We start from the raw sequence: 10,583 nt of genomic DNA, 5'->3' as shown, positions 1-10,583 counted from the left end.
GTCGTGCCTGTACCTCCATCAAGGTTCTGACCGGCATCTTTTGGGTGATCGGGTCGCATCCCGGGTCCATCCCTGGGGTGCACATGCCGCGCGGCTCGGCCGATGGGACTGTGCGGCGACATGGTTCCAGCGGCCCGACGTCTGGTGGAATCCTGCTGCGAGTGAATCAACCCGTGTGGTCTGGGATGACGTCATGTCGGGCGAGCAAGGGGAGCAGGGTGTGGCGGCCCTGGGTGATGGTCCACTGCTCCGCGGCGAGACCAGCGATACGGGCGCCTGCGATGTTCTTCTCGTTGTCGTCGATGAACAGGATGCTGGCCGGGTCCACGCCGATGCGGCGGGCGGCCTCGGTGAAGAAGGCGGGGGCGGGCTTGGCGATGCCGAGGTCGCAGGAGTAGCAGCTGACGTCGAACAAGCGGTCGTAGCCAAGCGCCGAGCGCATGTAGGCGGCGCGGTGCCGCTCCTGGTTCGTGCCGAGATGGACACCGTAACCGCGCAACCGCAGGGCCCGGACCAGCGCGAGAGATTCGTCCATGACGTCGATCCGGTGCCACACGTCTCGGTACACGTCTTCGACCGGCGTCGATACGGCGAACTCGGCCAGGGTCGCCGCGAGCACCCGCATGTAGTCACCGCGCCCCGCGAGCATCGGGAGCTTGTTCTTCCAGGTCCGGTGGAAGAACTCCCGCGAACGCTCGCCCAGGTACGGCTCCATCGCCGCGTACCAACCTCCAGGGATCTCCTGAAGGACTCCGTCCGCGTCGAACAGCACGTGCCTGACGCCTGCCACCGATCTTCGCCTCCTTTTCGAGACCGGGTCAATGGGGCAGCCGTTCTCACAGATGTCCCACAGAGTCTGGCCCGCCAGGCGGAGGCTGCTGGGGGGACGTCCACAAGATGCCCGGTGGGTGTCCAGTCGTGAGGAGAGGTTGATCTACGGGGAGCACCGGGCGACGCGTTAGCGAAGCAGGCCGAGGTAGCGCGAGAGGGTGTGCTCGACCTGGGCCATGTCATCGCGGGAGAGGTAGTCCACGAGTTCACCCGCGACATAGGCGCTGTCGATGGTCCAGATCTGGTCGATCAGGATCCTGGTCGACCGTCCCGCAATGATCACCTCTGGTCTGAAGGTGGATGCCTGCGCGCTGGTCGACGTGGGAGCGATCGTGACCGTGGACCACGTGTTCTGTTCCATGCTCAGGACGAGGCCGGGCCGACGCCCCCGCTGTTCATGCCCGCGCTTGGCGTCGCCGAGGTCGACCGGGTATACCGCCCCGCGGATCAGGGCTGGTCCTGGGACCTGGCTGGTACCGCGAGGTTCGTACCTGTGATCACGATGTTGCCGTTGGTGTCATACCCCCACGCGTCGGGCTCGGCGGACAGGTCCTCGTTCCGCAGCCGGTGCATGTCCTCGCGGGCGCGCGTCTCCCACGCCTCCCGGTCCAGCAGCCGCAGGGCACGCCGGATGACGTCGCTGGTCTTCTCGTCCTGACGGCGGTTGGCCTCGACGATCCGGAGGTCCTCTTCGGTGGGACGGAACCCGACACTCATGAGGCCACCGTACAACAAACGTACAACAGTCGGGGTGGGTTTGGCGGACGCGCAGATCGAGGCATGTGTGTCCTGGGGGTGGTACCGATCGTGCTCACCCACGACCGAGCGCTGCTGGCCAGCACCCCGCAGGGGCGCACCGCCTACCTCGACGCCGACCTGCGGGACATCGACAGGATCCTCGCCGCCCCGCAGCTACACAGCACCCTCGACCTCACTCGGCCGGTCGCCCTGTCCGTCATCGCGATCTTCCATTTCATCCCCGACGCGGATAACCCCTACGGGATCGTGCGCCGGCTCCTCGACGCGTTGCCGTCGGGTAGCTACCTTGTCCTCACCCACGGCACCGGAGATTATGATCCGGACGCGGATCGGGGGATGAACACCTTCCGGCAGAAGGGGATTCCGTTCCAGCTCCGCAGCCGATCCGAAGTCGAACGTTTCTTCGACGGCTTGGAGCTGGTCGACCCCGGCGTTCAGCTGGCCCACCGCTGGCGGCCGGACAACCCAGATACACGGGCTCTGACAGACGCCCAGGTCAATATCTACGGCGGTGTCGGCCGGAAGTAGGCGGACGGCCCACCGGACCGGGCGTGGTGGAGCCCGGCCGCGGACCGGGATGGTTGCGGAAAGTGATAGCGGAAAGTAGCAGCGGCTAGGTGGGTGGGGTGAAGGTGGGGTCGGGGGTGTCGGAGCCGCGCCACAGGTAGGCGGTCAGCCGCTGGCCGTGTTCCCGTTCCTGCTGGGGGTTGGCGGGCAGGGGCCAGCGGAGCTGGGTGTAGAGGACGGTGCGGTGCTGGTCGTAGGCGGCTTCGATCAGGTCCCCGAAGACCTGGGCCCGGGCCGGGACGATCACGACGACGGCGGTGACGGCGACGGCCAGGCCGATCGGGATGGCCAGGATGGTCAGGGGTGCGAACGCGCAGAACAGCGGCCCCCAGATCGCGGTGGTGACCGCACTGTCCGGTGAGCTGCAAACGGTTGGTGTAGTCCGCGGCTCCGGCGACCCGGTGGGTATTTTTCCACCCTGCCGGGTGCTTTGTCTTCCAGGACGACAGGTGTCGTCGCCGCCGTCAGCGGCGGGGTCGGCACCGGGGACGTGCGGGGCAACCTGTTCGCCGATGACCCGGATCGCAATGAAGGAGACCGCGGCGTCTCCACGCCATCCAAGATCGTCGTGGCCCCGCCGGCTCGGCGTCTCGCGTGAGCCGGCAGGAACGTGGGCCGGCAGAACAATCTCAGACGGCCCGGGTGGGCACGCGATCTACCCGTCATGACCGTCTTCGCCCCGGCCTGCCCCACCTGGTCAGCCACCGCCTGGAGGCAGCCGCACTTAACGGCGAACTTAACCGCCGTAGGCTCGTATGATGCTGGCTATGGTCGGTGACAGGGCCTCGCATGCCACGCCGTTGTCGGTGGCGCGGTCGCTGCGTCTGCTCGGCGAGCATGTGTCGACCTGGCGGAAGCTGAACCGGCTGACCGCGGCCCAGGTCGCCCAGCGAGCCGGGATCTCCCGGGACACGCTGCGCGCCATCGAGCAGGGTAAGGGCACCGCGAGCACCGAGAACCTGTTCAGGGTGCTACGCACCATCGGGATCATGGATGCCGTCGTCAGGGCCACCGACCCGTACGAGACCGACATCGGCCGGCTGCGCATGGACGAGATCCTCCCCAAGCGAGTACGGCGCTGATGGCCGGACGGGATCCTGTCGAGGTCACCGTCGAGATCGACGGGCAGGAGACCGCCGCCGGGACGTTGTGGCTTCACGACCGCGGCGGACAGAGCGCCACGTTCCGATATGCCGACGCCTACCTGACCAACCCGGCCGGATACGACCTCGACCCGGCGCTGGCCAGAGCCGCCGGCGTCTTCCACACGCCGCCGGGGTCGGCCATCTTCAACGCGTTCGCCGACAGCGCCCCCGACCGATGGGGCGAGAACCTCATGAGGCGTGAGGAGCGCGAGCGCGCCCGCGCCGCCGAGACCACACCTCGCACTCTCGGTAAGGCCGACTTCCTTCTCGGCGTCCGCGACGACACCCGCCAGGGAGGTGTCAGGTTCCGCCAGCCGGCGACCGCCACCTACTATTCGACGCACCGGCACGCGGTCCCACGGCTGATCGACCTGGCCCGGCTCATGCGAGCAGCCGACCGCGTCCGCGCGGAGGGCGACTTCGACCGCGACCTCGCGGACCTCATCGACGCAGGTAGCTCGCTCGGCGGCGCGCGCCCCAAGGCGGCGGTGCGGGACGTGTCCGGGCGGCTCTCGATCGCCAAGTTCCCGCGTTCGGACAGTGACGAATGGGACGTGGCCGGTTGGGAGGAGGTACAACTGAGACTCGCTCGCAGAGCCGGGCTTACCGTGGCGGAGTCGGAACTGCTGACCGTTGCCGGCCGGCATGTACTACTCCTGAGCCGCTTCGACCGCATCGGCGCGCGGCGTCTGGGGTTCGCAAGCGCCCTGACCATGCTCGAGGCCTCCGACGAGGACCTCCGCAGCTACCTCGAGATCGCCGAGGTGATCGAACGCTACTCGCCGAGAGCTGACGCCGACCTGCGTGAGCTCTACCGGCGGATCCTGTTCTCCATCCTGACCGGAAACACTGACGACCACCTGCGCAATCACGCGTTCCTGCGCGAGCGAGACGGCTGGGCGCTCTCTCCTGCCTACGACCTCAACCCCAATCCGGACAACCCGGCCCGGCTGAGCACGGCCGTCGATCTCGACAACACCGACGCAAGCATCGACCTCGCGCTGTCGGTGGGCAACTACTTCCGCTTGTCGCCGCCGAGGGCCCGCGACCTCGTCAGGGAGGTGGAGACCGCCACGGCGGGCTGGCGGCAGGCCGCAGCCGGGCTCGGCATCCCGAAAAGCCAGGCCGACCGGATGGCAGTGGCCTACGAGAGCGAACAGCGACGGATCGCCCGTGCTCTCAGTGTGCCTTGAGATGTTGCCGGCGGTTACGACGAAGCACGCCCGCGGCGGCAGCGCTACAACGCGACCCTGGCAGACTTGATCGACGCTGGCCTCCTGCGCGCTGGCGAGCGGCTCGTCGGGCGCCGCAGCGGTCGGCTGTTCCCAGCGACCCTGACGGCCGACGGCCGGATCCGCACGGCTTCCGGCGAGGTCTACCGCTCGGCGAGCGCCGCAGCCAAGGCTGCTCCACCGGAGCGCCCAACCCGGGCGACTGGCGGTTCTGGCGAGTGGAACGAACGACACGCTGTTCGCGACCCGTGCCCGATACCTGCTGTCCTCCGGCGCCGAGCGGAACGGCTGAGGCATGCGGGCCCGCCCCGACGATCACGGTCGCGAGACGGGTCGAGGTGTCCGGAACCGCCAGGACTACAGAACACCCGTTCGATTCGGTAGATGATGTCACGGGCGGCGCGGTCACTGGACATCTCCCCTGCTCAGGTGTCCGGTGACAGGCATCTCGGCCCGTCGACAGCCGTGACCTGGGCAGATCAACTTCGATGGCAAAATCCGTGGGCGTCCTTTTGCCGTTGAAGTCGGCCCCCGACCACCGGACCATGATCTTGCCAGTCAAGTCGGCTCTTCGGGGGTGGCCGCGGGCGGTGAGGAGGACGACGACGGCTCTGATTGTTTCGGGGTGGGTGGCTGCTTCGACGAGGTCTGGCGTGGTGGGACTGAGGCCAGGGTTCGAGGCGATGGCCTTCGCTGTCTCCCGCTCGGTCAGCTTGCCTCCCCGGCGCATTCCGAACAAGGCCGAAATCATCTCGTAGTCGAGCAGGCCGGGTGCCGCGAACGATTCGACACCGCGAGTCGACGGCGCACGGCGACCCCGCCCGCGCTGTGGTCTGTCAGCGTTCGCACCAACGCCGAACAGTCGATCACGGCCATGACCTTACTGTAGCCGCTGCGCCTGCAATATTGCAGGCACAGCGGTCCAGGTCGTCAACGCGCCGCCGACGGTTGCCGCGTCCCGCGGTCGACGGGAGCAGTCCGCAGCAGACTGCGATTGCCGCGGCAACCGCCAGGAGTGTGGCTGCGATCTCAGGACCTGCCAGATCCACGGAACACCCGTTCGACCCTCAATTCTACGAAAGGAAGGACAACTGATGCCCCGATAGGACGGCGTTTTCTCCCCGCCGTAAACGGCGGGGCCTCCACGCCACAAAACCGGTAAGGAGGGGGCGACCGAGGAGAATGGTGAAGCCGGAGCGCCGCCTTCCCGCCACCCGCGCACGGCGGCCACGGGACGCGAGCGCCGGACATCGCAGAGCTACGATGTCCGGCGCCGCGGTGGCCGGAGAACCCGGGAGAGCATTGCCGATTGGAATCCGTTCCGGACGCCCTGGCCAACCCCGCTACACGTCTCTCCTAGCGGTTCGCTGTATTTCAGTGGCGTTTCGTCCGGGTCCTCTCGTCAACTCAGTCCCAGTCCCAGTCCCAATCCCAGTCGTCCTTGTGGTGCCGGTCCTTACCGTCCCAACGGTCCTTACCGTCCCAACGGTCCTTACCGTCCCAACGGTCCTTACCGTCCCAACGGTCCTTACCGTCCCGATGGTCCCAACGGTCCTTACCGTCCCAACGGTCCCAGCGATCCTTGACGATCTTTTCATCCACCGGGCCACCGAGATAGCTCGACGCCAGCGCGCTCGTAGCCGCCGGCCCCACGGTGACGAACACTGCCGCCGCCGTAGACACCGCGACAACCGCGGCTTTCCGCCTCACGGACTTGTCCATACTTCCTCCAGAACCGAGAGAGAGTGAATCGCTACCATCAGCAACAGAGACTAGTGTGCTCGACGAGGTCCGCAAACGGATCATCGGCCGGCTTCGACGATCAGCTGACTACGGAACATAGTCTTTCTGGGATGAAGAGGGGATGGCACATTTGACGTTCTCCCCTGCCTGAAGGCGGGATTCCAACCCCTATACACCCACCGGAAGGGGAGGTGCGGAATGCGGAAACCTGTAGAGGCCATCGCTGAATCCTTCGCGTTCGCGGGAGAGCACGGATGCCGTGCCCGTGTTCTTCAGCGTCGCGGCGGAAGAGCGACAAAAACGTCCATCGACGGACGGTTCAACAGTGGCACGGACCACATCTCGTCGGCCCACCGGCTCCCGTCAACGGAGAGCCAGCGGACGACCTGGAGTCCACGGGCCAGACCGGCATGCTCAGCCGGTCGTGATGCCCACCTCGGCCCGCAACCGGGAGATGTCCGCCACCGCGAGCCGTGGCCCCGGCCGCAGAACCTGTTCCTCTCGCAATGCCGCCACGTGTGCGGCCACCGTGCTCCGGGCGAGTCCCAGGGACTCCGCGACGGCATCGAGCGAGAACGGCACCCGCATCGGATCGGGCAGCTCCGGTCCGGCGAGGGCGACCAGTTCCAACAGCAGGCGGACGACCCGCTGCCGCGGCGAGAAATGCACGAGCTGATGCTGGTAGGGAACCGTTTCGGACAGCTTGCTCACCACGTAGTCAGCGAGCGCTCCCTGAACGCCGTGCCGCCGCAGGAAGGAGTCGAGCATGGCGGCGGAGACCCGATGCGCCTCGCATCGATCGATCGCCTGCACCGTGGCGGTGCGTCCGGTTCCGATTCGCGCCATCTCACCGATCATGTCCCCGGGCGAGCGCAGCGCCAGCAGGAGGGCCGAGCCCTCCGCGTCCATGCGCACCACCTTCACCCGGCCGGTGGTCAGCAGAAACAGGAAATCATCTGGATCGCCCTGACGCAGCAGCATCTGCCGCGACCGGAAATGGCACCGGGAACCGCATGACAACAACGCCTGCCAGAGACGGTCGCCGAGGATCGCCTGCATTCCCCGCCGGGCAGGCCGGACAGAATCGGTCATCCCACAGAAGTATCGCGGATCGGACCCGCATTCGGCGCCGCCACCGAGAGGATGCGGCCGAGGTGACCGACCAGCGGTCTTGTCCGATCAATCCTTTCTATCCGGTTCGCTCGGTTTGCTCTCGGCCGCGATGTGCCGATATGCCGATGTGCCGTGCCGTGCCGTGCCGCGGATGGTCGAACTGCTGCCATCCGCGGCACGGCGCCCGGCTCCCGTGCCATCGGCGCAGGGCCTCGTTCACCGGCCGGTCCGGGACCCGGGTGAACGGGTTACTCGACTACTCGACGCCCTCGAAAATCCAGCCCCTGTCCTCGCTGAAGATGGGTGACAGGGCAACCAGCGGCGGGTAGATGAGCGCCGGGTGAAGCCCCAGGGTCAGTTCATTGTCCGGGACACCGATGGTGAAGGTACCCGACTGGGGGCCATCAGCGATCTTCCATTCACGCGGCTCCGGGAGCACACGTACCCGCTCGAACGCGTCCGGGTCACCATCGAAGCCCACAAAAGCCCCGCCGGACGGCTTGTGGATCGTGTAGGTGTCGTCGTCGGCGCGCTGCACCTGCCACACCTGCCCGTCGCCGTCGCCGTCGGGCAGAAGGACGAGGTTGCCCCCGCCCACGTCGGTGAGGGTCTGCTGCCCGGCGATGCTGATCCGGTAGATGCCGTCGATCACACTTGCCACGCTTGGCTCCTCTTCCGTCAAAGGAACAACTGGTCACGGTTGCAACCAGCCGCGATTGAGAATGTTGCTGCCTAAACCAGAGTCAGAAGGAGGATCTTCCCTTTAATGACATGATGAGACCCTTTTCGGCGGTTCGATGAGACAGGAAGGCTCTGCGATGGAGCACTGGACGAGCAGACCGTGGTGGCACCGGACATCCAGGACGCCGCCACCATCATGCCCGCTACCGTCGGCGTTTCGGATCAGCGGCACACACTAAAAATGCAGATCAAGAACCGAGGAACATCGCCTGGATCGCACCGATTTGACCCCGGAAATCCACTCTGGGACCAGCAGCGGGGATCAGCGCAAGACAATGGGCACGCCACCTTTGCGGACGTCGGACGGCACCGCCCACCGCAGACTCTCTCGAAGCACCGGACGCCACACGCCGAAGTCACGGTGGCGTAGCCCGAGGCTCAGCGCGCAGAACACGCCGAAAGACATTCCGGCGAAGATCCGGTCAGCCTGGCCCAGTGCCGGTCGAGGTGTCCTTTCTTCGGACACGGTGATGGATGCTGGCCGTCCCGGACCGGGACAGCCGGGACAGCCGGGATAACCCGGACAGATGGTCGCGCCAGCGGGGCCAGATCAGGAAGGCCTCGGCTTCGAGCATCGCCAGGGCGATCCGTGGTAGCTCGGAACTGGCGGAGTAGCAGATGTAACGGGGCTGCCAGGTGGGTTGGAATTTGGCGTTGAACCGGTACAAGCTATCGATTTGGAACCAGCGGGACAAGAATATTAACAGGGAACGCCAACAGCGGATGACCGGCCCGGCGCCCAGGCGCTCGCCGCGTTCGAGCGCGGACCGGAAGAACGCGAAGTTCAGCGACAGCCGTTCGACGCCCAGCTCGCGGGCCTGGCGCAGGGCGCTGACGATGAGGAACTCGTTCAGCCCGTTGTCGGCGGTCCGGTCCCGCGTCATCGCGTCCAGCGACAGGCCGTTGGGTCCCCACGGCACGAAGTGCAGCAGGGCGCGCAGCCGGGGCTCGGTGCCGGCCGCGCCGGCATGCGACGCGTCGTCCCCGGTTCCGCTCGTCGTGTCGTTCGCCGGGTGACCCGGAGCACCGTTCAGCGGGTCGTCCGCGTCGCGGGGGCCCGCATCATGGGAGAAGGCCATCACGGCCACGCAGTCGCCGTCCGCGCCGCCGCCGAGGCGGCCGAGCGCCATCGAGAAGCCCCGTTCCGTCTGGGTACCCCGCCAGGCCGCGGCCTGTGCCTTCAGCTGGGCGAGGTCGGCCGGCGCGAGATCGCCGACCCGCCGCGCGACCGCAGTGTAGCCGGCGCGTTCCACTCGGGCGACCGCCTGGCGAACGTTACGCATCGCCCGGCCCTCCAGCGTGAACGACGCCGTGTCGACGATGGCCTCGTCACCAAATTCCAGCGCGCACAGACCGGCGCGGGTCCAGGCGAAGCCACCCGCCTCCGAGCAGCCGAGGACCGCCGGCATCCACGCATGGTCGGCCGCCTCGCGCAGGAACTCCCTGATGGCCCCCGGCCAAGCCTCCCGGTCACCGAGCGGGTCTCCGCTGGCCAGCATCACGCCGGAGACCACCCGGTAGGCCACGCAGGCCTTGCCGGTCGGTGACCAGATCACCGACTTGTCCGACCGCAGCGCGAAGTATCCCAGCGAATCGGCCTTGCTATGCCGGGCCAGCAGGGCACGTATCCGTTCCTCGTCGGAGTCGGTCAGCCGGGGCCGGGGCTCGGGCGGTCGCAGCGCGAGGTAGCCGGTGGTCACGATGGTCAACAGGCCCATCGTCAGCAGCACGCGGGCGGCGAGGTCGGAGAACCGGTCGGAGGTGAACCGCAGCGGACCGGGGATCCCGACGAGTCCCTCGACGATCTGTTCGAACTGAGCGGACAGCGAATGCGGGCCGACGATCCGGTCCTGGCGCAGATAGAGCAGCAGGAACCCGATCCCGATCGAGACGACGGTGAGCAGCAGGCCGACGCCGAGCGCCCGCCAACGCGTCGACGGGTCGCCCTTGGCCCGGAACTCCCCGTGGACCAGCAGCAGGGCGATAAGCAGCGCGGCCGATCCGGCCGCCTCCTCGTAGTCCAGACCCTTGGCAACGTGGAGCACGATGCTCACGCCGAGCAGGACCACCACGGCCCGCCAGGCCCGCCGCTTGCGGCGGCGCAGCCCCGGCGTCAGCAGCACGAGCAGCATGCCGACGACGACGGTAAACGCGGCGGCCTGTTGGGAGGCTGCAGGGGGCAGGAGCACTCGCAGGTCCTCCAGGCCGGAGCGCCACTCCGGGGTGACCGCGGAGACGACGTCGACCAGGCCGACAACCAGGGCCAGCAGCGCAGCGGCCCGAGGCGCCCACGGCCGTTTCCAGGGGGGCAGCACGGGCATCCTGCTGCTCTTCCTGCCGGAACGGGCGCCGGGTGGTGTCGTCAGCGGCGGGGCCGACGACGCCGGTGAGGCCGATGACGCCGCCGAGGCCGACAGGGCACGCGGTGCCTGGGGGGCAGGCGGTGCGGGAG

Annotated in this window: 9 protein-coding genes and 3 pseudogenes; 4 read left to right on the top strand and 8 right to left on the bottom strand. The window is 67.6% G+C overall.

The features are described from left to right. Positions 1 to 166: 166 nt before the first annotated feature. From AC08OJ_RS15450 to AC08OJ_RS15440, 3 genes are all read right to left on the bottom strand, one after another. Complete coding sequence (locus AC08OJ_RS15450; protein WP_476593671.1) at positions 167 to 790, bottom strand: HAD family hydrolase; 624 nt, start codon at positions 788 to 790, stop codon at positions 167 to 169. A gap of 168 nt (positions 791 to 958) precedes the next feature. Then, positions 959 to 1,279 (bottom strand): type II toxin-antitoxin system PemK/MazF family toxin, encoded by a 321-nt coding sequence (locus AC08OJ_RS15445; protein ID WP_476596073.1) that lies wholly within the window; start codon positions 1,277 to 1,279, stop codon positions 959 to 961. Continuing rightward, positions 1,279 to 1,548, bottom strand: coding sequence for a hypothetical protein (locus tag AC08OJ_RS15440; RefSeq protein ID WP_023842085.1), 270 nt, complete (start codon positions 1,546 to 1,548; stop codon positions 1,279 to 1,281). Before AC08OJ_RS15440 ends, AC08OJ_RS15445 begins: the two co-directional genes overlap by 1 nt. Before the next feature lie 84 nt (positions 1,549 to 1,632). Between AC08OJ_RS15440 and AC08OJ_RS15435 the strand changes: the two are divergent. Next, positions 1,633 to 2,118 (top strand): annotated as a pseudogene (locus AC08OJ_RS15435) (SAM-dependent methyltransferase); the annotation flags it as partial. An 85-nt stretch (positions 2,119 to 2,203) separates the two neighbouring features. Here AC08OJ_RS15435 and AC08OJ_RS15430 read toward each other — a convergent pair. Then, a pseudogene (locus AC08OJ_RS15430) lies at positions 2,204 to 2,518 on the bottom strand (hypothetical protein); the annotation flags it as partial. Positions 2,519 to 2,924: 406 nt separating this feature from the next. Here AC08OJ_RS15430 and AC08OJ_RS15425 point away from each other — a divergent pair. The 3 genes and pseudogenes from AC08OJ_RS15425 to AC08OJ_RS15415 all read left to right on the top strand — a co-directional run. Continuing rightward, positions 2,925 to 3,239: a helix-turn-helix domain-containing protein gene (locus AC08OJ_RS15425; RefSeq protein WP_462188213.1), complete on the top strand. Its 315-nt coding sequence runs from the start codon at positions 2,925 to 2,927 to the stop codon at positions 3,237 to 3,239. Continuing rightward, entirely contained in the window at positions 3,239 to 4,495 is a 1,257-nt protein-coding gene (locus AC08OJ_RS15420) for a type II toxin-antitoxin system HipA family toxin (RefSeq protein ID WP_462203573.1), read from the top strand. The genes AC08OJ_RS15425 and AC08OJ_RS15420 overlap by 1 nt, the downstream gene beginning before the upstream one ends. A 33-nt stretch (positions 4,496 to 4,528) precedes the next feature. Beyond that, positions 4,529 to 4,918 (top strand): annotated as a pseudogene (locus AC08OJ_RS15415) (restriction system modified-DNA reader domain-containing protein); the annotation flags it as partial. Positions 4,919 to 5,941: 1,023 nt separating this feature from the next. Here AC08OJ_RS15415 and AC08OJ_RS15410 read toward each other — a convergent pair. From AC08OJ_RS15410 to AC08OJ_RS15395, 4 genes are all read right to left on the bottom strand, one after another. Then, a complete protein-coding gene (locus tag AC08OJ_RS15410; RefSeq protein WP_476596070.1) occupies positions 5,942 to 6,256 on the bottom strand; it encodes a hypothetical protein in 315 nt (104 codons plus the stop codon). Between the two features lie 435 nt (positions 6,257 to 6,691). Beyond that, positions 6,692 to 7,369, bottom strand: coding sequence for a Crp/Fnr family transcriptional regulator (locus tag AC08OJ_RS15405; RefSeq protein ID WP_476596069.1), 678 nt, complete (start codon positions 7,367 to 7,369; stop codon positions 6,692 to 6,694). A gap of 277 nt (positions 7,370 to 7,646) precedes the next feature. Further along, positions 7,647 to 8,051: a hypothetical protein gene (locus tag AC08OJ_RS15400; RefSeq protein WP_476593674.1), complete on the bottom strand. Its 405-nt coding sequence runs from the start codon at positions 8,049 to 8,051 to the stop codon at positions 7,647 to 7,649. Between the two features lie 502 nt (positions 8,052 to 8,553). Next, entirely contained in the window at positions 8,554 to 10,452 is a 1,899-nt protein-coding gene (locus AC08OJ_RS15395; RefSeq protein WP_476596072.1) for a phosphatidylglycerol lysyltransferase domain-containing protein, read from the bottom strand. Positions 10,453 to 10,583 lie beyond the last annotated feature (131 nt).

The sequence above is a fragment of the Frankia sp. CgKIO3 genome (genome assembly GCF_977946435.1).
This window is presented reverse-complemented; position numbering and strand designations above follow the sequence as displayed.

What these genes read in the sequence shown, in the direction of transcription:
- AC08OJ_RS15440 (WP_023842085.1), bottom strand. Translation starts at nt 1,548, where the DNA reads ATGAGTGTCGGGTTCCGTCCCACCGAAGAGGACCTCCGGATCGTCGAG.
- AC08OJ_RS15425 (WP_462188213.1), top strand. Translation starts at nt 2,925, where the DNA reads ATGGTCGGTGACAGGGCCTCGCATGCCACGCCGTTGTCGGTGGCGCGG.
- AC08OJ_RS15420 (WP_462203573.1), top strand. Translation starts at nt 3,239, where the DNA reads ATGGCCGGACGGGATCCTGTCGAGGTCACCGTCGAGATCGACGGGCAG.
- AC08OJ_RS15410 (WP_476596070.1), bottom strand. Translation starts at nt 6,256, where the DNA reads ATGGACAAGTCCGTGAGGCGGAAAGCCGCGGTTGTCGCGGTGTCTACG.
- AC08OJ_RS15405 (WP_476596069.1), bottom strand. Translation starts at nt 7,369, where the DNA reads ATGACCGATTCTGTCCGGCCTGCCCGGCGGGGAATGCAGGCGATCCTC.
- AC08OJ_RS15395 (WP_476596072.1), bottom strand. Translation starts at nt 10,452, where the DNA reads ATGCCCGTGCTGCCCCCCTGGAAACGGCCGTGGGCGCCTCGGGCCGCT.